Origin of the sequence: Desulfotignum phosphitoxidans DSM 13687, from assembly GCF_000350545.1 — a bacterium.
Classification (GTDB): domain Bacteria; phylum Desulfobacterota; class Desulfobacteria; order Desulfobacterales; family Desulfobacteraceae; genus Desulfotignum; species Desulfotignum phosphitoxidans.
Map to the genome: position 1 here is coordinate 309085 of NZ_APJX01000004.1, position 19928 is coordinate 329012.

15 protein-coding genes and 2 pseudogenes are annotated in these 19928 nt (G+C 54.0%); 7 read left to right on the plus strand and 10 right to left on the minus strand.

What is annotated here, in order from left to right:
* Together DPO_RS11130 and DPO_RS11135 are read left to right on the plus strand one after the other, a co-directional pair.
* Positions 1-492: a cation:proton antiporter regulatory subunit gene (locus DPO_RS11130; protein ID WP_006966002.1), complete on the plus strand. Its 492-nt coding sequence runs from the start codon at positions 1-3 to the stop codon at positions 490-492.
* The gene (locus DPO_RS11135; RefSeq protein ID WP_006966004.1) at positions 492-1670 is read left to right on the plus strand and encodes a cation:proton antiporter; all 1179 of its coding nucleotides are present in this window, start codon (positions 492-494) and stop codon (positions 1668-1670) included. Before DPO_RS11130 ends, DPO_RS11135 begins: the two co-directional genes overlap by 1 nt.
* Before the next feature lie 70 nt (positions 1671-1740).
* On the opposite strand, the pseudogene DPO_RS11140 reads toward DPO_RS11135, so the two are convergent.
* Positions 1741-2766 (minus strand): annotated as a pseudogene (locus tag DPO_RS11140) (ammonia-forming cytochrome c nitrite reductase subunit c552); the annotation flags it as partial.
* Between the two features lie 214 nt (positions 2767-2980).
* On the opposite strand from DPO_RS11140, the pseudogene DPO_RS11150 reads away from it, so the two are divergent.
* Positions 2981-4469, plus strand: a pseudogene (locus DPO_RS11150) (ISNCY family transposase).
* A 162-nt stretch (positions 4470-4631) separates the two neighbouring features.
* On the opposite strand, the gene DPO_RS11155 reads toward DPO_RS11150, so the two are convergent.
* The 5 genes from DPO_RS11155 to DPO_RS11175 form a co-directional block, all read right to left on the minus strand.
* Positions 4632-5096 (minus strand): ammonia-forming cytochrome c nitrite reductase subunit c552, encoded by a 465-nt coding sequence (locus DPO_RS11155; protein ID WP_006966010.1) that lies wholly within the window; start codon positions 5094-5096, stop codon positions 4632-4634.
* A 77-nt stretch (positions 5097-5173) separates the two neighbouring features.
* Positions 5174-6349: an acetyl-CoA C-acetyltransferase gene (locus DPO_RS11160; protein WP_006966012.1), complete on the minus strand. Its 1176-nt coding sequence runs from the start codon at positions 6347-6349 to the stop codon at positions 5174-5176.
* 172 nt (positions 6350-6521) lie between these two features.
* Positions 6522-8141, minus strand: coding sequence for a glutamate formimidoyltransferase (gene ftcD, locus DPO_RS11165; protein ID WP_006966014.1), 1620 nt, complete (start codon positions 8139-8141; stop codon positions 6522-6524).
* A 132-nt stretch (positions 8142-8273) separates the two neighbouring features.
* Positions 8274-9812 (minus strand): ASKHA domain-containing protein, encoded by a 1539-nt coding sequence (locus DPO_RS11170; protein ID WP_006966016.1) that lies wholly within the window; start codon positions 9810-9812, stop codon positions 8274-8276.
* A complete protein-coding gene (locus tag DPO_RS11175; protein WP_006966018.1) occupies positions 9809-11743 on the minus strand; it encodes an ASKHA domain-containing protein in 1935 nt (644 codons plus the stop codon). Before DPO_RS11175 ends, DPO_RS11170 begins: the two co-directional genes overlap by 4 nt.
* A gap of 212 nt (positions 11744-11955) precedes the next feature.
* Between DPO_RS11175 and DPO_RS11180 the strand changes: the two genes are divergently transcribed.
* The 3 genes from DPO_RS11180 (at position 11956) to DPO_RS11190 (ending at position 15669) form a co-directional block, all read left to right on the plus strand.
* On the plus strand, positions 11956-13389 hold the full coding sequence (locus DPO_RS11180; RefSeq protein ID WP_006966020.1) for an FAD-binding oxidoreductase: 1434 nt from the start codon (positions 11956-11958) through the stop codon (positions 13387-13389).
* Between the two features lie 17 nt (positions 13390-13406).
* Positions 13407-14360, plus strand: a complete 954-nt coding sequence (locus DPO_RS11185) for a hydrogenase iron-sulfur subunit (protein WP_006966022.1) — start codon at positions 13407-13409, stop codon at positions 14358-14360.
* 64 nt (positions 14361-14424) lie between these two features.
* Positions 14425-15669 carry a nickel-dependent lactate racemase family protein gene (locus tag DPO_RS11190; RefSeq protein WP_006966024.1) on the plus strand — a complete coding sequence of 415 codons (1245 nt, stop codon included), beginning with the start codon at positions 14425-14427 and terminating at the stop codon, positions 15667-15669.
* Positions 15670-15692: 23 nt separating this feature from the next.
* On the opposite strand, the gene DPO_RS11195 is transcribed toward DPO_RS11190, so the two are convergent.
* From DPO_RS11195 to DPO_RS11205, 3 genes are read right to left on the minus strand one after another with little or no spacing between them, the layout of a single operon-like run.
* A complete protein-coding gene (locus DPO_RS11195; protein ID WP_006966026.1) occupies positions 15693-16847 on the minus strand; it encodes an acyl-CoA dehydrogenase family protein in 1155 nt (384 codons plus the stop codon).
* A gap of 18 nt (positions 16848-16865) precedes the next feature.
* A complete protein-coding gene (locus DPO_RS11200; RefSeq protein ID WP_006966028.1) occupies positions 16866-17411 on the minus strand; it encodes a helix-turn-helix domain-containing protein in 546 nt (181 codons plus the stop codon).
* Between the two features lie 51 nt (positions 17412-17462).
* Complete coding sequence (locus DPO_RS11205) at positions 17463-18527, minus strand: branched-chain amino acid aminotransferase (RefSeq protein ID WP_006966030.1); 1065 nt, start codon at positions 18525-18527, stop codon at positions 17463-17465.
* A 164-nt stretch (positions 18528-18691) separates the two neighbouring features.
* Here DPO_RS11205 and DPO_RS11210 point away from each other — a divergent pair, with 164 nt between their 5' ends.
* On the plus strand, positions 18692-19165 hold the full coding sequence (locus DPO_RS11210; RefSeq protein WP_006966032.1) for a response regulator transcription factor: 474 nt from the start codon (positions 18692-18694) through the stop codon (positions 19163-19165).
* Here DPO_RS11210 and DPO_RS11215 read toward each other — a convergent pair.
* Positions 19149-19901 carry a sensor histidine kinase gene (locus DPO_RS11215; protein ID WP_006966033.1) on the minus strand — a complete coding sequence of 251 codons (753 nt, stop codon included), beginning with the start codon at positions 19899-19901 and terminating at the stop codon, positions 19149-19151. The two genes, DPO_RS11210 and DPO_RS11215, sit on opposite strands and share 17 nt — an antisense overlap.
* Between the last annotated feature and the right edge of the window lie 27 nt (positions 19902-19928).

Below are 19928 nucleotides of genomic sequence, written 5' to 3' on the forward strand. Positions count from 1 at the left end.
ATGGCAGATCTGCCCGGTGTGGGCAAAAAAATTTCTTTCCTGACTGCGGAACAACAGAAAGTCGTGGTCATTATCCATCACTCCGGCAAACGGGACCTGTATTTTTTTCAGGATTCCGACGAAGATGAGGCGGATTATTTTCTGACATTGACATCCGAAGAAACCCGGGAAATGGGGGCCCAGCTTTTAGGGGCCACATACCAGCCTGTGGATGACGATAAAATGCAGATCTTTCAGAAACAGCTGGTCATGGAATGGATCAAGCTCACCCCGGAATCTCCGTTTGTGGACAAACAGATTGCCGAATCCCGGATCCGGACCCACACCGGGGCTTCCATCATTGCCGTGATGCACGGGGACGACATGATCGTGAGCCCGGATATCAATGAGGTGCTCAAAGCCGGGGACACGGTCATGGCCGCGGGAAAAAGAGACCAGATCCGCCGGTTTGAAGCCATGGCCAGAGGAGCATCCACGGAAGGAGACCATTGATGGGGGACGTTCATTTCCCTGTTCTGTTCATTGCCGGAGGTATTTTCATTCTCCTGTTTGCCGTGGGATTCATCGGCATGAAGATCCGGATTCCCGGGGTGGTGCTCTATATTCTGCTGGGCATCGGCCTGGGCGGGTATTTTTCCGGCAGCCACCTGCTGCACCTGGCCGGAGAGGTGGGCATCGTGCTGCTGTTTTTCATGCTGGGCATGGAGTTTCCCATGCGCCGCCTGGCTGGGATCGCTAAAAAAGTGGCCCCGGCCGGTACCCTGGATGTGTGTCTCAATCTGTTTGTGACCATGGGCCTGTGCCTGTTTTTCGGTTTGGACTGGATCACATCCTTTCTCATGGGCGGTGTGGTATATGCCACCTCCTCGTCCATCACCGCCAAAATCCTTGAGAGTTCAAAACGCATGGCCAATCCGGAGTCCGAATTTCTGCTGGGCCTTCTGATCTTTGAAGACCTTGTGGCACCCATTGCCGTGGCCGTTCTGGTGGGCCTGACCGCGGGCACGGCCATGACCGGTGTGACATTCGGAATGATCCTTGCCAAAATCGTCGGCCTGATCATCGGTGCCGTGGTCATCGGGCATCTCATCTTCAGCCGGCTGGGCGGATTTGTGGACCGGTACAGGAGCCAGGACATTTTCATCCTCCTGGTGGTGGGCATTGCCCTTGCCTACGGAGGCCTGGCCCTGCTGCTGAACCTGTCCGAAGTGCTGGGCGCGTTTCTGGCCGGCATCATCCTGGCGGAAGCACAGCGCACCGAACCGCTGGAACATGCGATTCTGCCGGTGCGAGACCTGTTTCTGCCTTTGTTCTTTTTTTATTTCGGCACCACCATCACCTTTGGGGACGGGGTTCCCATGATTCCTTTGCTCGTCGTTCTGCTGGTCTGGTCCATTGCCGGCAAAATCATTACCGGGTATTACGGGGCCAGATTCTACGGGCTGTCCAAAAAAGTATCTGTGCGGGCCGGGCTGTCTTTTACCCAGCGGGGGGAATTTTCCGTGATCATCGCCAGCATGGCCGTTGACACCATCCGGGTGCTCAGCGGGGTTTTCATCCTGTCTTCAGCCATGATCGGCATTCTTTTATTTGAACTGGCACCCAGAATCACCACGGCCCTGTTTCCCAAAAAAGCCAGGCCCCAGAAATACAAAGTCCCGGGCACTTGAGCCAAAAAGAGGTCCTGCGGCAAAGTCCGTCTGCCGCAGGACCTCTTTTTGTTTTGTGGTTATGTTGCGGTTACAGGCCTTTGGCATGTTCAGACAACAGCTTGTCCTGGATGCCGAAGGGATCGGTAAATTCCTGTTCCGGCCTGAAGTTCAGTTTTGCCTCACCCCTGTTGTTCAGGGTCTCTCCTAAATCCAGGGCCACTTCCAGGCCCGGATCCATGCCCACACCGGCCAGAAGCTGCCTGAGCAGGGATTCGCTTTTTCCGGCAAAGGCAACGGCATCTCCGAGCACCCGGCCGGCTTCAGCCGCGTTGTGAAATCCCACCGAGTTTTCCGCGTTGATGAACACGATGCGTAAAAACGCCTGCATGTAAAAATCTTTGGCCTTGCTGTAAACCGCGTTGTCCACGGCTGCACCCTTAGCCTGGGCCTGGTGCAGGGTTTCAAACAGCCGGGCGCAGGTGGCGGTGCCGTATCCGGCCCTGAGAATCAATGATGTGGTCCGGTCCTGGGTATGGAAAATCTGATCCGTGAGCCATTCTTTGGACTGGGTATGACACTGGGCGCAGGCCCTGAGGTCCGCTTTCAAGGGACTTGTCACATCATGGTCCGAGATTTTATAACTGCCGGACCGGGTAAACGGCATATGACAGTCGGCACAGGCCACCCCGGCCTTGAAATGCACGCTGCCCCGGGAGAACAGTTCAAACTCCGGATGGCGGATAAACGGCATCTTGAATCCGGTAATCTCCTGGACCCATTCCAGGCGGAACTCATCGGTCAAAAGCACATCAATGATGCCTTCAATGGAGATATCTCCCCACTGGCCGTTGCGCCAGGGCATGGTGACGTCCCCGGCCACCTGGTTGTCCTTGTCCTTGGGCACGGAATAGGTAATGTGACACTGGGCACAGGCCAGGATCCGCAGTTCCTGCCGGGAGGGATCTTTTTTGCCGATCATTTCCAGGCCTTTTTCCAGATGGTCTTTTTTAAAGGTCAGCTCCAGAGGATCCTGCAGGTGACAGTCATAACAGGCCGGTCCCAGTTCCCGCAGTTTTTCCGGCAGCATATCCAGGGCTTCCAGGTATGGTTTGCCTAAGTAGTGTCTGACCGAAAACTCAGAACGCCACGTTTTTCAAGGGGATGACGGCTAAAACTTATTTGAAATTTTTACTTATAATTGAATTGCTTGTTGATTTTTACTGATTTCTGTGTTAATATAACCTATTAATAATTAACGAGATTTTAACAAACGAGAGAAATCGAAAGCAATTCAAATTTCAACACCCAAACAAAACTTCGAGGTTGTTTTGCGTAAAATTTTTGAACCACAAATGACATTCGGGCAGACCCCTATCGACCAAATCAAACTTGACATGAGGGCCAGGGATGAAATTCCCAAGCTGCTTTTGGGGCTCCAGCATATCTATTGCGATCAAGATCTGCGAGAAAAAGTTTTTGCCATCCTCAAAAATGTGATTCCGGAAGACACTGACTCCAGAAATGGACGTCCGGGAATGGACCTGTGGAAAATCCTTGTGATGGGCACCATCCGGCTCAATTGCAATTGGGATTACGATAAGCTCCAGGAGATGGTGAACAACCACAGAACATTAAGGCAGATGCTGGGACATGGTATGATGGACGATGACATCACCTATCCGCTTCAAGACCCTGAAAACGATAAATGTCAAGGCTTCTGACACCTGACGTTCTTGATAAAAACTCAACACCCTGGTTAGTACAAGTAGGTCATAAACTTCTGATGAAAAAAAAACTTCGGACGATGAGACATTGATGGGACGGTGTGACTCATTCGTTGTTGAAACCGATGTTCATTTTCCCACAGACATCAACCTGCTTTTTGATGCAGTCCGAAAAATGATTCAAATTGCCGCTATTATCAGCCAGGGCATTGGAACGAGTATGTGGCGGCAATCAGCATATAATATCAAAAAATTTAAACGGCTATATCGGATAGTTCAGCGATTGAAACATTCCACATCCAAGGATGAAAAGAAAAAGGCCAAAAAAGCTCGGCAGATTATGGATGCCCACAAAGCGTATATCGAGCTTGCTGAAAAATACATTTTAAAGGCGAAATCGACCATTGAAATGATGGAGTCATCCGATATTATTAATGCGGTCCGAGCCCAAGAGTTGCAAACATATATCAATTTCGCGCTTTGGCAAATTGATCTCATAAAACGCCGGGTGTTACAGGATGAAAAAATCCCGCATAGAGACAAGATTTTTTCAATTTTCGAACCTCACACGGAATGGATTTCAAAAGGCAAAGCCGGTGTTCCCCAGGAATTGGGACTGCGGGTATGCATCCTGGAAGACCAGTATGGGTTTATCCTGCACCACCGGGTGATGGAGAAAGAAACCGATGATAAGGTGGCAGTTGCAATGGTAAGATCGGCACAAAACAAATTTTCTGGCCTCAAGGGATGCAGTTTTGATAAAGGATTTTATACCCCTGGTAACAAAATGGACCTGAAAAAAACATTGAATATTTTGGTGCTCCCGAAAAAAGGCAGATGCAACAAGGCTGAATGTGAAGAAGAAACAGCAAAGGATTTTATTCGTTTTAAAAGAAAACATTCAGCGGTTGAATCGGCTATAAACGGGTTGGAAAATCATGGTCTGGACAGATGCCCGGATCATGGTATTCAAGGATTTAAAAGATACGTGGGCCTGTCTGTTCTGGCAAGAAACCTCCAGATCATGGGGCATAATATACAACAAAAAGGATTGAAACAGCTGCAACGGTTTGAACAGCGCAAAGCCGCTTAAAAACAGGCCATTGCATCAAAAACAGCACGTCAAACACTACAGGTGTGCCCGAAAAATGGGAAAGTCGTCAAAAAACGACTATCATGAAAGCACTTTCCCCGGTTTGTGATAGCAGGAGGACCAACAATTGAAAATTTTGTCAGGCATGTGCCCCGGAAAATCTCAAAATCGGGGTTTCCGGCCAGCCACTAAGTAATCCAGGCCGTGGGTTTCGATCATTTTTCTGTGGAAAGGCGTTTTGCAGGCCAGGCACACCCCGCCGGAAGCCACCCGGGATGAATCGATCTCGATCTGGTCGGTCACCGCGTAAAAATGCCCCCTGGGTTCATTGTACTCGATGCCGAATCCCCATCCTTTGTATAAAATGCCCAGAAACGGAAATTCACTGAGCTTGTCATACACCACTTCATCCGTATCCCATCCGCGTTTGTACCGGCTTTTGTCCACGGGCTTGGGTTCTTTTGTCTTGAGCCAGGATTCATAGTGCAACGGGTAAGCATCCCCCCATTTTTCAGGGTCATACTCGTTCTCGTCAATCTGTGCCGCCAGATAGGTCTCCGGCTTGGAATCACAGCCGGTCAGAAACATGCACACAACACACAGGCCTGTTAAAATTATTTTGATCATACCGGCATTTCAATAAAAAAGGCACACCTGTTTTGTAACCAGGTGCGCCTTTTTATGTCAAAAATTTATATAGAAACTTATTTTCTTTCCACGATCAGGGCCATGCCCTGGCCGCCTCCGATGCACAGGGTGGCCAGGCCGTACCTGACATCCCGGACTTCCATTTCATACAGAAGCTTGGTCAGAATAGCGCCGCCGCTGGCAGACACCGGGTGCCCCAGGGCAATGGCACCGCCGTTGACATTGACCTTGTTGATATCCATGTCCAGTTCCCGCATACATGCCAGGGCCTGGGAGGCAAACGCCTCATTGAGTTCGATCAGATCAATGTCGTTCATGGTGAGTCCGGCTTTTTCCAGGGCCAGGCGGGTGGCCGGGATGGGACCGATACCCATGAGGGCCGGATCCACACCAGCCGATGCATAGGACACAATGGATGCCATGGGTTTGATGCCCAGTTGATCGGCTTTGTCCTTTGCCATGACCACCAGGGCGGATGCCCCGTCGTTCATGCCGCTGGAGCTGCCGGCCGTGACCGTGCCCCCTTTTCTGAAGGCGGGTTTGAGCTTTTGAAGGGATTCCATGGTAGTGCCGAACCTCGGATGTTCATCCGTGTCAAATATTTTGGGATCGCCTTTGCGCTGGGGAACCTCCACGGGCACGATCTGTTCCTTGAATTTGCCTTCCTTAATGGCTTTTTCCGCCAGTTGCTGGCTTCTCAGACCGAATTCATCCTGATCTTCTCTGGATACATTGTATTTTTCCGCCACATTTTCAGCGGTTTCTCCCATGGTGTTCCCACTCAAGGGATCAAACAGAATCAGCTGATCCTGGAGCTGGCCATGGCCTAAACGGTATCCCCACCGGGCTTTCTTGAGCATGAATGTGGCATTGCTCATGCTTTCCATGCCGCCGGCCACAATGATATCCGCATCCCCGGATTTGATCACCTGGGCCGCCAGGGTCGTGGCTTTGATACTGCCGGCACACGCCTTGGAGATGGTGAACTGGGGTTTTTCCTGGGGAATGCCGGCTTTCACCGCCACCACCCGGGCGGAGTTGATGGGCAAATCTCCGGTACGATACCCGGACGCGTAAATCACCTCATCGATCTGATCCCCGGTCAACCCGGCCCGCTTGATGACCTCTTTGATGGGAATGGGTCCGAAATCAATATCGCTCAACGGAGCCAGAGACCCGCCGAATCTGCCGATGGCCGTTCTGCACGCACTTGCAATAACTACCTCTCTCATGTAACCCTCCTGAAATGTGTTGTTTGCCTCTTTTATAGCTTCGATATAGCTGTATTATAAATACATCCCCCTGTCAATACAAAATAGGCACATGGCTTTGGACATTATCCCCTGGCGTTCGGATTTCAGATGTCTGGGAACAGCGGAGCCTGAGGCCGTCACACATCCGGCATCACGACCGGGAATCCAGAATCTCCAGGACTTGCCCGCACATGTCCGCAGCCCGGTTCTTTAACGCATCCGCTTTTTCCAGGGTCTGTTTTTTATAAATATCGTCCGTGATACCCGCCATGTTGATCACGACATTTTTGTACGCCCCCCAGATGCCCATCTCCAGGGCCCTTGCCCCTACTTCCACGTCGGATTTTGACGCGATATTGCCGTATGTCGCCACCGCGACCAGCGCATCCCAGGCCGCATCCGCGGTTGCCATCACGGACAGCGGGGTATCAATGGCATTTTTCAATCCCAGCTGCAGCTGTTCATCCCGACAGGCCCGGTCCGCGTCTGTTTCTTTTGGCAGGCCCAGGGCCGCCACATAATCGTTAAACGCGTGGGTGTCCGCATCGATCATGGGAATCAGCGCATGGGCCGCCTGGTGCAGGGGCGGGATCAGTTTTCGCATTTTTGCATCCACATCTTCAAATTTTCTCACCCCCAAAGTGAGTTTGGCCACCATGGATCCAAGACCTGCGCCCATGGCCGCAATGGCTGCGGACACCGATCCCCCGCCCGGTGCGGAACTGCGGGAGGCCACTTCTTCGATGAACTGCCGGGTGGTCAGACCGGCCAGGGGTTCGTCCGGCTCTTCGGCAATGATATACTCGATGATTTTTTCTTTGGGGTTGAACGGGGCCACGGCATTCAACCCCAGCCGCTCCACAGCCAGGCGCACCTTCTGGTCCTCATCCAGGACAAACAGGTTTTCCTTTTCAATGTAATACTCGGCCGCCGCAAGAATGGCTTCCAGCGGCACCACGCCCACGATTTCCGATCCGGTCACGGCCACATTGAGCAAGGCTGCCTCTTTTTTCACTTCCTCATACAGGATGTGCGGCGGGGTGACCCGGTAATTGTTCAGGTTCACCGTGACCTGGGCCAGGTTGTAGTCATCCACATACCAGCCCATGCCCTTGACCTCCTTGAGCCGGCCGGGTTTATCCGGTCCCCTGCCCGCTTCCCGCAGGTTCAGCGCAATGCGGTGGGCCTGGTTGGGAGTGGATAACAGATTGACATTATAGGCGATCAAAAAAAACCGGGCCCCGGTGACGGTGGCCCCCCACTCGGGAATGAATTGTGCCGGCCCGAAATCCGGTTTCCATTCCGGCTTCACAATCCGGTCTTTGACGGCCTCATACTGGCCTTCCCGGATCTGGGGCAGTTTTCTGCGGTAATCCTGTGCAGCAGAAGCTTCATACAGATACACGGGAATGCCCAGCTCGTCTGCAGCCCTTTGCCCGAATGCCTTTGACAATGCCACGCACTCGTCCATGGTGACATTGGCCACCGGAATAAACGGGCACACATCCAGGGCCCCCATGCGGTGATGTTCCCCTTTATGGGTGCGCATATCGATTTTTTCCCGGGCCACCCGGGCGCCTGCCAAAGCGCCTTCCACCACGGCATCCGGTTCCCCGACAAAGGTGTACACCGTCCGGTTCGTGGACCGCCCCGGATCCACATCCAGCAGTGTGCACCCGGCCGTATTTCCAATGGCATCGGCAATGGCGTCAATGGTTTCTGTATTGCGGCCTTCAGAAAAATTGGGCACGCATTCGACAATCTTTTTCATGATACAATCTCCCTTTCTCATTGGATCACTGTTTTACGATGATTTAAAATGTCAAAAATGTACCACAATCAGACGAGGTTGTATAGACATGTATATTGGTTTCTCTGAGTTCCCCGTCTTTCAAGAGATCAATCAGACCTTCACGGACGGAAACCGGGAGGTGTCGGTGTGGGGATAAAACTTGGCCCCAGAAAACAGATTCATGAACCCTTGATTGACATTCAGTTCAATATAAGTGATGGTTTCCCGGATGGCCATGACCCGGTCAAAGGCCGCCGGATCTGTTAACACCTGTTCCGCGCCTTTTAACGACGTGTTGCCCAGCACCTGGAACCGGTCTAAAGGAATATCGGGCAGCATGCCGATGGTGATGGCGGAATTCGGGTTGATGAACGACCCGAACGTGCCGGCCACATAAAACCGGGCCAGATCGGAAAACGACAGCCCGGCGGTCTGGGACACGATCACCTCTAAAATGGTGTACATGGCGGCTTTGGCACTGGTCAAAGAATTCAGGTCCACCTGGGACAGCCGGATGGCCCGCCCCGTGCCGGAATCTTTTGCCGCCACCAGATCAAACGCGGGAATGTCATTTTCATTTGTCAGACGATCCCCGCAGGCCTCAGTCACCAGCTTCCCCCGGATATCGATGCGGCCGGACACAAACAGGGCCGCGGCCAGGTCAATCATGCCGGACCCGCAGATACCCACGGCCGGTTCATCATCAATGGTGTGGATGATCAGGTCCCGGGTTTCCGGATCCACGCGCACCCGGTCGATCACACCCGGCTTTGCCGTCATGCCCATCTGGCTGACCCCGCTTTCCAGGGCCGGGCCGGCGGCGCCTGCACAGGCCATGAGCCAGTCTTTGTTTCCCAGAACGATTTCCGCATTGGTGCCCACATCCACCATGATGCAGGGCTGGTCTTTTTGATCCAGGTCGGCTGCCAGGATCCCGGCCAAAAGATCCCCGCCGAAATAAGACCCGATATTGGGAAACAGAAACACCTGGCCTCTGGGATGAACGGCCAGTCCCAGGTCGGCGGCATCCAGGGTATCAAGAATATTGGTACAGGGAATATAAGGTTCCTGAATGATCCCGAACGCCGGCAGCCCGGCAAACAGATGGGTCATGGCCGTGTTCCCGGCCCCGGCCACCAGAAACACCCGGTCCGGGGTCCGGTTGTTTTCTTTGCACAACCGGGCCAGGTGCTGATTCAGCGCGTCAACCGCCAGGCGCTTGAGTGCCTCCCGGCCCGCCGGGGTTTTGGCATGAAGAATCCGGGTGAGCACATCCGGCCCGATATCTGCCTGGGGATTGTCAAACCCGGTTTCTCCCAGTGTTTCCCCGGTTTCCAGATCCATCAAGGCAATCACCATGCGGGTGGTACCGATATCCACGGCGGCCCCCATCACCGGACCGGAATCCTGAGGGTCCAGCAGGTCCACCACTGTAAAAGACCGGCGGTCCTTGAACAGCACCGCCTTGACCTGCCAGTGCCATTGTCGCAGCCGCGCGGACAGATCCCCGACCAGGTGCCAGGGAATATGGACATTTTTGGTGTTCAGTTCTTTTTTCAACACCTGTTCCAGGCGCTGGGCATCGGCGGTGTTGTTGCCCAGCGCCGGGGGTGTCAGTTCAATGGTGCGGACATACCCGGATAAACTCATTTGCGCAACGCTTCCAGCTTTGCCTTGATCTTGGGGAAATAGTTGAGTTCCGTGTGGGGCAGAAACAATGCCCCCATGTAATGGTCCATATAAGACGGGGTGGAGGCCAGCTCAAAATTGGTCATCATGTTCACCACCTGGGTCACCTGCTGGCGCAGGGAATTGGTCAGGCAGTTGATGCGGCATCCCAGCAGGGACCCGTTACCCAGGTAGGTAACCTTATCCGGCTCGATCTCCGGCAGAAGCCCGATGGTGATGGCGGACGCCAGATCCACATACGATCCGAACCCGCCGGCCAGAATGATCCGCTCGATGTCGTTCACCTTGAGACCGATCTCGTCCAGCAGGGTCAGGGCTGCGGAATACATGGCGCCCTTGGCCCGGATCAGGTTGTCCAGGTCCGGTTCGGTAATGGTGATATCCCGCTCGATCTGGGTGTCTTTTTCATATACCAGCACATACTCCCAGATCTCATCGGTCTGCCGGATCCGGAGGGTATCCAGTTCCTGGTTGAACTTGCCCCGGGAATCGATGATTCCGGTTTCCAGCAGCCGGGCCGCCAGGGTGATGAGCCCGGATCCGCAGATACCTTTGGCTTTTTCATTGCCCACGGTGATGATCATGGGTTCATAGGTGGCGGGATTGATGGACACATCCTCCACAGCCCCTTTGGCGGCCCGCATCCCGAACTTGACCCCGCCGCCCTCAAAAGCCGGTCCGGCGGACGCGGCCGTGCACACCATCCATTCCTGGTGTCCGATGGCGATCTCCGCGTTGGTGCCGATATCCATATACAGGGTCAGTTCCGGCGACCGGTACATGCCTGAAGCCATGATACCGGAAATGATATCCCCGCCCACATAGGATGAAACTCCCGGATACACCAGAGCCGTGGTGTGCTCAGCCAGTTCCAGACCGATTTCCGTGGCATGAAACGGTGGATACAGAATGGATGCCGGCACATAGGGATCTCTTCGGATATAACTGGGATTGATATTAAGCAGCAGCTGGGTCATGGTGGAGTTGCCGGCCAGAGTGATGGTGGAAACTTCATGGGTGCCGATTTTTGCTTTTTTGATGATCCCTTTGATGATCTTGTTGATGGTTTCCACCACGCGTTTGTGCAGGGTGGCCAGCCCGTCCCCTTTTTCCGCGTACATGATCCGGGAGATCACATCCTCGCCATAGCTGATCTGGGCGTTGAACTCGCCCTGCTGGGCCAGGACTTCACCGCTTTGCAGATCCATCACCTGACCGAACACCGTGGTGGTGCCGATGTCCACGGCAATGGCAAAATTCCTGTTTGTGGTGTCTCCGGGCTCGATATTGATGATCTCGTTTTTGCCGTCCTCTCTTACCGGACGTAAAATCGTGGCGGTCACATTAAAATTTTCCTGCCGGATAATGTCCGGCACCCGGCGGATCAGGCTCAGATCCATGGTCAATCTGTGTTCATCATGATGAATCCGAAGATGATGCATGATCCTGGCCACATCCGCCCGGTTGTCTCCTTCCACCGCCGGATCCAGTTCCAGATAGATTTTTTCCACGGGCGGAATGAACAGCCCGTCCTGTTTGAGATCTTCCACATTCACGGTCATGGCCCGGGCCGTGTGACGGTCCATGGTCTGGGTGAGACGGCTGGTTTCCACTTCAGATTCCACGGGAATGCGCACGGTCAGATCTGAAGTCACTTTGGCCAGGCAGGCCAGGCGATACCCTTTTTCCCGATCCTGGTCCGTGAGTTTTTCCGAAATCCCGCCTTCCACTTCACCGGATTCAATCCGCACCCGGCACTTCCCGCACACGCCCCCGCCGCCGCAGGACGCATTGATGTGGACCCCGGCTTCCATGGCGGCCCGGATCAGGCTTTCGCCATCCGCCACAGTGATCTGTTTATTATGAGGTAAAAACTGAATCGTATGTGTCATTGCAGGGTCTCCCTTTAATAATTGTCTGTTCATCCATATGAAACAGCGGTCTTAAAGAAAACCGCTGGATGTTTTTGACCAGACTCAAGTATACCCGCAACCCGGTGTTTTGCCAAGGAACAAACCCAAAATAGGATTGAATTTTATGCAGGTTTATGAAATTATGCTGGCATTTGAAATGGTAACAACCCGTCATCAAAGAGGGACAGCCTATGAAGACAATGGATGAATCAAAATTAAGGGAAATTTTTGGTGAAGAAAACATCAAGACAGACCCATCCGATCTTTACGCATTCGGATCGGATGCCTCGGTTCACCATGCCATGCCCTGGGCCGTGGTCCGGCCGGACAACACAAGGCAGGTCCAGCAATTGATGGCCTATGCCAACGAAGCCCTGATTCCCGTCATTCCCCGGGGCGGCGGGTCCGGCATGTGCGGTCAGACCGTGCCCATCCGGGGCGGAATTGTCCTGGACATGAAACACATGAACCGGATTCTGGAGATCAATCTGCCGGATGTGTACTGCCGGGTGGAGCCCGGCGTGGTGGATGATGACCTGAACCTGGCTTTGAAACCCCACGGCATGTTTTATCCCCCCACCCCGGCATCTTCCCGCATTGCCACCATCGGCGGGGAGATTGCCAACAATGCCTCAGGCGTTAGGTCCGTGAAATACGGGGCCACCCGTGACGCGGTCTTAGGCATGAAAGTGGTGCTGCCCAACGGAGACCTGGTGACCTTAGGCGCCCACACACGTGTGGAAGCCTCCGGGTACCAGCTGCACAAACTCATGGTGGGATCTGAAGGCACCTTAGGGATCGTGGTGGAAGCCACACTCAATTTTGTGCCCATTCCCGAATACCGGTGCATGGGCATTGCCAATTTTGATCACCTGGCCCATGCCGGGGCTGCGGTGGGGTCCATCATGGCGTCCGGCGCGATTCCCTCCATGCTGGAACTGGTGGATTCCGTGGCCATTAAGGCCGTGAACAAGACCATGAATTTAGGACTCAAGGAAGTGGCCGCCTCCCTGATCTTTGAAGCGGACGGCATGGTCAGGGAAGCCGTGGATTATGAGATCAACAAGATGAAAGAGATCTGTAAAAAACATCAAGGCAGTGATATCACCACCAGCTACGATCCCAAGGAACGGGCCAGAATCTTTATGGGCCGCAAAAAACTGTTCCCGGCCCTGTCCAAGTATGATGACAGCCTGTCCTCCACATCCCTGGCCGATGACATGGCTGTGCCCTATTCCAGGATGGCGGACATGGCCGGCAAGATCCACGAGGTGGCCAAGAAAAACAATATTATCATGACGGCCTACGGCCACTGCGGGTCCGGATGCATGCACACCAAGATCCTCATGGACACCAAACAGCCGGAACAATGGGCATCGGCCCGGAAAGCCATCACGGAAATCTATGAATTCGTGCGGTCCGTCAACGGCACCACGTCGGCGGAACACGGCATCGGCCTGTCCAAAGCCGCGTCATTTAAAGTGGAAAAAGCGGATTCCCTGCGCCTGCTTCAAACCATTAAGCAGGCACTGGATCCCAACAACATCCTGAACCCGGGCAAACTGATGCAGGCCCCTGACGACTGGGTCACGGCCACCGGATTAAGATATGCTGTGAACAACTGAAAATAAGGGACTGCCCTATGGAAACAAAACACCCCACCCGGTTCAATCATCTGAAAAAATGGGAATCCACCCTGGCAGCCTGCATCCGATGCGGCTATTGTTATGAACATTGTCCGTTGTTTAAATACACGGGATGGGAGTCGGATGCCCCCCGGGCCAAAATCATCACGGCCTTCGGGCTTTTGACGGGTGAGCTTGGGCCCTCGGAAACCGCGGCAAACAAACTGTTCAACTGTTTTTACTGCAAACGGTGCGAGGCAGCCTGTTCATCCGGTGTGAGCCTCACCGATATCTTTACGGATGCCAGAAAAGATCTGGTGGAAATGGGATATGCCGGACCCGGCACCACGGCTGTCACCGACCTGACCTGTGCCCAGTGCCTGCTGTGTGTGGCGGCCTGCCCCCATGAAGCCCGGTTTCACGGGGAAAACGGCATTGAGACCGACCTGGTGAAATGCCAGAGTTGCGGCACATGTGTGTCCGTCTGCCCGGCCAACGCAGTCAATATCTTACACACCTTCGGCACGGGAAAAGAGGATCTCACCCAGGCATCGGCCCGGTTCCTGGATACCCACGCGTCAGCCAAGGCCATCGTGTTTGCCTGCAACTGGTCTTACTACCCGGATCTCCAGGCCTCCCGGCTGCCGGAATCGGAAACTCATGACAAAGAGTATGACATCTATGTCAACATGTGTGCCGGCCGGCTGGAACCCGAAACGCTGATGGCCCCGTTTCTCAACCATGCCTGGGGCGTGCTGGTGGCCTGCTGCCCGGAAGATGACTGCCAGCACAAAAACGGCGGCAAACGGTCAAAGCAGCAGGTGAAACGGATTCAATCCATCCTGGAGAACCTGGACATCGACCCGGAACGGGTTCAGGTGGTGGAAATTCCCGACGGGGACAAAACCCTGTTCCAGGCGGAAATCGATACGTTCATCGACCATCTCAACACCCTGGGTCCCGTAACATAACCCGGGTCCCGGGCCCCATGAACCCAACACCCGAAATAACGACCATAAGGAAAACCTGACCCCCATGAAAATAACTGTTCCCTACGGCAAACAAGACACCCTGACCGCAACTCTGGATGAAGCCGTGCCGGTCCGGATTCTGGAGGCCAATGACGTGACCCTGCCCGATCAGGACCGGGTCATTGCCGATGCTATTGCCCGGCCCATCCACAGCACCCCGTTTGAGGCATTTATCAAAGACGCAGGCAAGGTCCTGGTCATCGTCAACGACGCTACCAGGCCCACGCCTACGGCAAAAGTGCTGGACGTGATCTTTGATCCTTTGTCACAAACCGATTATCATTTCATCATTGCCACAGGCGTTCACCGGGGCCCCACAAAAGACGAATTCATCCAGATCTTCGGTGACTATTACGCAAAAATCAAAGACCGGATCATTGTGCATGATGCCGCCAAAGAACAAGACATGGTCTTTTTGGGCGATTCTTCCAACGGCACGCCTATGTATGTGAACAAGGCCGGGGTGGAGGCGGACAAAATCATCATCATTTCATCCGTGGAGCCCCATTATTTTGCCGGGTACACGGGCGGCAGAAAATCGTTTCTCCCGGGCATTGCCGGATATCAGACCATTGAGAAGAACCACAAACTGGCGCTTCTGCCCGAGGCCAAAGCCCTGGCCCTGGCCGGCAATCCCGTGCACGAGGACATGATGGACGCCATCAAGACCGTGAAACAGGACATCTTTTCCATCATGATGGTGCTGGACAAGCATCACCAGGTGTATGCCGCATGCGCCGGCCATATTCATGACTCATTTCATGCGGCCATTGACCGGGCCAACGAGGTGTTTGCCGCGCCCATGGGAGAAAAAGCCGACATTGTGGTGTCTGTGGTGAAATTTCCCCAGGACATCGATCTGTACCAGGCCCAGAAAGGCATCGACAATGCCAAACTGGCCCTGAAAAAAGATGGGATCCTGATCCTGGTGGCCAAATGCCGGTGCGGCATCGGCGGCAAGGCGTTCGCCGATCTTCTGGGCTCCTGCGACACGCCCGAAGCGGCCCTGAAAAAAATCGAAAAAGGATATGTGCTGGGGTATCACAAAGCCGCCAAAATGGCGGAAATCGGGATATGGGCCCAGATGTGGGCCGTCACGGATATGCCGACGGACCAGATCACCCCGTTGTTCATCACCCCGTTCTCTGATCTTCAAACCGCCCTGGACCAGGCCCTGGCCCAAAAAGGCCAAAAAGCCACCGTCCTGTTTCTCATGGACGGCGGCCTGACCGTTCCCATGATGCATTAATCATTGCAAGGGACGGCGCTGTTTCAGAGCTTGCGTTTGTCTTTGAGAATATTGTTGGAAATCACGATGCGCTGAATCTCGGAGGTGCCTTCATAAATCGTGAACACCCGGGCATCCCGGTACAGGCGCTCCACCACATAGTCTTTGGTGAACCCATAGCCGCCGTGCATCTGGATGGCCCGGGCCGTGACCTCGTTGACCATTTCCGATGCAAACAGCTTGGCCATGGAGGCCTCTTTGGTATAGGGTTCTTTTCGATCCTTCATGGATGCGGCAGACAGCATCAGCTGACGGGCCGCCTCGATCTGGGTCGCCATATCCGCAATCTGAAACCGGATGGCCTGGTGCTTGGTGACGGGCACGCCGAACTGCCGGCGCTGGGATGCATAGGCCACGGCCGCGTCAAATGCGGCCTGGGCCACGCCGATGGACTGGGCCGCAATCCCGATACGTCCGCTGTCCAGACCGGACATGGCGATTTTGAATCCATCCCCTTTTTTCCCGAGCATCCAGGATGCGGGCACCCGGCAGTCCTCAAAAATCAGATCCGTGGTATCTGAGGCGCGCAGCCCCATCTTATCTTCTTCATGGCCCACGATCAGGCCTTTGGTATCCTTGGGAACGATAAAACACGAGATCCCCTTATGGCCGGCATCCGGATCGGTTTTCGCCGTTACCAGCACTACCTTGGCATGCTTGCCGGAAGTAATGAACCGCTTGGTGCCGTTGATGATGTAATCATCCTTGTCTTTGACGGCCACCGTGGCCTGGGACACGGGGTCAGACCCCGCATCCGGCTCAGTGAGCCCGAATGCGCCGATCATTTTTCCGGATGCCAGGGGTGTAAGAAACTGCTGTTTCTGCTTTGTTGTCCCGAAATTGTTAAGGCTTTCACACACAATGGAATTCTGCACCGACATCACCACGGAGGTGGATGCACAGGAATAAGCGATTTCAGACAATGCCAGCACATAAGACACGGTATCGGCGGATTCTCCGCCATATGCTTCGGGCACCATCATGCCCATGAGACCGAGCTCTCCCATCTGCTTGAAATTCCCGGCCGGAAATTCCTTGGTCCGGTCCCGTTCCGCTGCCGTGGGGGCAATCACTTTTCTGGAAAACTCCCGAACCATGTTCCGGATCATTTTCTGTTCATCAGTCAATTTAAAGAGCATGGTCTGCCACCTCCATTGTCAGGGAACGTAAACCACCACAATCAGAACGGCATCCTTTTGAGAAGGATTGCGCAAATCATGTTTGATCCCGGAATTAAAATGCAAAGAATCGCCGGCGGCAAGTTCATTGATATGATCCCCCACCTGCACCTTTACCTGCCCTTCCAGCACATGGACAAATTCTTCCCCCTCGTGCTGGAATCCGACGCCTTCATGCCGGGTGCCGGCTTCCACCACAATGCGAAACGCTTTTAAATGCTTGTTTTTTGCATCAGGGGTCAACGGGGTGTACGCATATTGATCCGTGCGTTTGGTATAGGCCCGGGCCCGTTTTTCCTGGTCTGCTTCCGGATCTTTGAGCAAAAAATCAGAGTCCAGCTGCAAGACCCTGGAAATCTGAAGAAGGGTCCCCACGGACGGCCGTTTTTCACCGTTTTCAATCTGTTTGATCACTTGTTTTGCCAGGCCGGTCTCATTGGCCATGGTATCCAGAGTGACCTTTCTGTCCAGCCGGGCCCGCCGGATTCGCTTTCCGATGGGAACAAAATTGTCTATTTTGGCCATATTCCCTCCTGCCCCGTGGATTTGTCGATCTTAAAAATCCAGGGATTCTGTCTAAACCACCGGTTCGATCCAGTTTTCCGTGTCTTTTGCCGTTCCATACTGGATGGATGTCAATGCCTGGTAAAATTTCATGGCAACAGGTCCCGGGTTGCCGTCACCGATGTGAAGCACCCGGTCTCCATAACAGATTTCGCCCACGGGCGAAATCACAGCCGCCGTGCCGGAGCCGAACACTTCTTTCAGGCGGCCCGAAGCATGGGCATCCAGCACCTCGTCCATGCTGATTTTCCGTTCCGACACGGGCATGCCCCATTTTTTCGCCAAATCGATCACTGAAAACCGGGTGATCCCGGGCAGGATACTGCCCGTGAGATTGGGGGTCACCAGTTCATCATCGATCACAAAAAAGATGTTCATGGCCCCCACTTCCTCCACATATTTTCTTTCCAGCGCATCCAGCCACAACACCTGGGCATACCCCTGTTTTTTGGCAATTTCTCCGGCATTGAGGCTGGCCGCATAATTGCCTGCGGTCTTGAATTCCCCTACCCCGCCGGGAACGGCCCTGACATGATCTTTGGACACCCAGATTTTTACCGGGGCCAGCCCGCCGGCGTAATACGCGCCCACGGAACATAAAATAATAAAAAATTTGAACGTGAACGAGGATCTCACGCCCAGAAACGGATCCGTGGCAATGATAAACGGCCGGATGTACAGGGAGGTGCCCAATGTTTCCGGGATCCAGTCTTTTTCCAGCTTCAGCAGCTGTTTCAACGCATCCATGACAAAGTCGATATCCACTTCCGGGATACACAGGCCCCGGGCCGACCGGTTCAGGCGGTCAAAATTGTCCCTGGCCCGGAACAGCTGGACTTTCTTTTCCGGGGTCTTGTAGGCTTTAAGTCCTTCGAAAATGGCCTGACCATAATGAAACACCATGGCCGCCGGTGACAAAGTGACCGGGGCAAACGGCTCGATGCGCGGGTCATGCCACCCTTTGTCCGTTGAATAATCCATCACAAACATATGATCCGTGAACGCCGTACCGAATCCCAGGTCTTCATCCTTTGGCCGGGTTCCGGCCTGACCGACCCGGGTGACTGCAATTTCCATATTCCTCCTTCTGACACCCCCAAGCATGGGTGCAAACAATTAAAAAATAAATATTTTGGTATAAGACCGTTTCACAATTGCTTTGTCAAGCATATTTTTGTCATAATACCCAGTGAAACCATTAGACAGACCCGTGAATCCGACCGTTTAAAAAAAGGACGACCATGATCAACGAGCTTGAGATACTTGAAAACAAACAGGTTTTGGTGGTGGATGATGAACCCGATATCCTGGAAACCATCACAGAGCTGCTGCACATGTGCCGGGTGGATACGGCGAAGACGTATGATGCGGCCGCAGCCAGACTGGCCGCCACCACCTATGATGCGGCCGTTTTGGATATCATGGGGGTGGATGGGTTCCGGCTTCTGGATATCACCCGCCGTCTGAATCTGCCCACCCTGATGCTCACGGCCCATGCGTTGACCCCTGAAAATCTGAAAACCGCGCTGGAGAAAGGAGCCGATGCCTATATTCCCAAAGAAAAAATGGTGGATATCGGCGTGTTTCTGGCGGATGTTCTGACCGCCCGGGCACAGGGGCGGCAGGCCCACACCGGGTGGTTCACGTTTGTCCGGCCCGTATTTGACCGACTGTTCGGACCGGATTGGCTGAAAAAAATCAGGAAAGGGGAATAGACACCCTGAATTCCGCCCCACGACCGGCATCGGATGTCAGCATCATCTGTCCTCCCATATCCTTGAGCAGGACCATGACCCCGGCCAGGCCCAGACCATGGCTTTCAATGGCGTCTTCAATGGACCCGCCCGTGGTGAAATAGGTATTAAAAATCCGCTGATGGTCGGCATGGGGAATCCCCCGGCCATCGTCTTTCACCCACAAGGTCAGGCAACCGTCCGCGATCACACCCCGGATATCCACCCGTGCGGTCCGATGCTTGAACGCATTGGTCACCAGGTTCCGCAGGATCTGCCGGACTTTGGCTGCATCCAGACACACCCGGGCCCTCCAGGTCTCTTTCTGAAATTCCAGGGTCACGCCGGCGTCGGCAATCACCTGCTGCAGGTGCGAATACGAGCCGGCCTTTCTGACGGCATCCGCCACATTGGGGTCGGCCAGGTCAAACACTTCCACTAAAACACCGGCCACCAGCGCTGCCACGGAAAACTGAGAACAGACCATAACCCCTTCCCTGGACCGTCCGAGCTCCAGCACGTCATTCACCAGCCGCTGGGTGGCCAGGGTATTCCGGACAATCCGGTTCAGCACTTTAATCTGCTTTTCCGTCAAAGGCCCATACGTGTCCTGGCGGTCCAGCAGCGACCGGGCCCCGGCATTGATCACAGATATCGGCACCTTGAGATCATGAATGAGAATCTCGGTTTTGATGTTGGAGTCAGGTATCTTGTTCATCACCTCTTAAAATCCTTGCAATTTGAT

What these genes read in the sequence shown, in the direction of transcription:
- DPO_RS11135 (WP_006966004.1), top strand. Translation starts at nt 492, where the DNA reads ATGGGGGACGTTCATTTCCCTGTTCTGTTCATTGCCGGAGGTATTTTC.
- DPO_RS11215 (WP_006966033.1), bottom strand. Translation starts at nt 19,901, where the DNA reads ATGAACAAGATACCTGACTCCAACATCAAAACCGAGATTCTCATTCAT.
- DPO_RS11190 (WP_006966024.1), top strand. Translation starts at nt 14,425, where the DNA reads ATGAAAATAACTGTTCCCTACGGCAAACAAGACACCCTGACCGCAACT.
- DPO_RS11160 (WP_006966012.1), bottom strand. Translation starts at nt 6,349, where the DNA reads ATGAGAGAGGTAGTTATTGCAAGTGCGTGCAGAACGGCCATCGGCAGA.
- DPO_RS11200 (WP_006966028.1), bottom strand. Translation starts at nt 17,411, where the DNA reads ATGGCCAAAATAGACAATTTTGTTCCCATCGGAAAGCGAATCCGGCGG.
- DPO_RS11210 (WP_006966032.1), top strand. Translation starts at nt 18,692, where the DNA reads ATGATCAACGAGCTTGAGATACTTGAAAACAAACAGGTTTTGGTGGTG.
- DPO_RS11180 (WP_006966020.1), top strand. Translation starts at nt 11,956, where the DNA reads ATGAAGACAATGGATGAATCAAAATTAAGGGAAATTTTTGGTGAAGAA.
- DPO_RS11130 (WP_006966002.1), top strand. Translation starts at nt 1, where the DNA reads ATGGCAGATCTGCCCGGTGTGGGCAAAAAAATTTCTTTCCTGACTGCG.
- DPO_RS11170 (WP_006966016.1), bottom strand. Translation starts at nt 9,812, where the DNA reads ATGAGTTTATCCGGGTATGTCCGCACCATTGAACTGACACCCCCGGCG.
- DPO_RS11195 (WP_006966026.1), bottom strand. Translation starts at nt 16,847, where the DNA reads ATGCTCTTTAAATTGACTGATGAACAGAAAATGATCCGGAACATGGTT.
- DPO_RS11155 (WP_006966010.1), bottom strand. Translation starts at nt 5,096, where the DNA reads ATGATCAAAATAATTTTAACAGGCCTGTGTGTTGTGTGCATGTTTCTG.
- DPO_RS11175 (WP_006966018.1), bottom strand. Translation starts at nt 11,743, where the DNA reads ATGACACATACGATTCAGTTTTTACCTCATAATAAACAGATCACTGTG.
- ftcD (WP_006966014.1), bottom strand. Translation starts at nt 8,141, where the DNA reads ATGAAAAAGATTGTCGAATGCGTGCCCAATTTTTCTGAAGGCCGCAAT.
- DPO_RS11205 (WP_006966030.1), bottom strand. Translation starts at nt 18,527, where the DNA reads ATGGAAATTGCAGTCACCCGGGTCGGTCAGGCCGGAACCCGGCCAAAG.
- DPO_RS11185 (WP_006966022.1), top strand. Translation starts at nt 13,407, where the DNA reads ATGGAAACAAAACACCCCACCCGGTTCAATCATCTGAAAAAATGGGAA.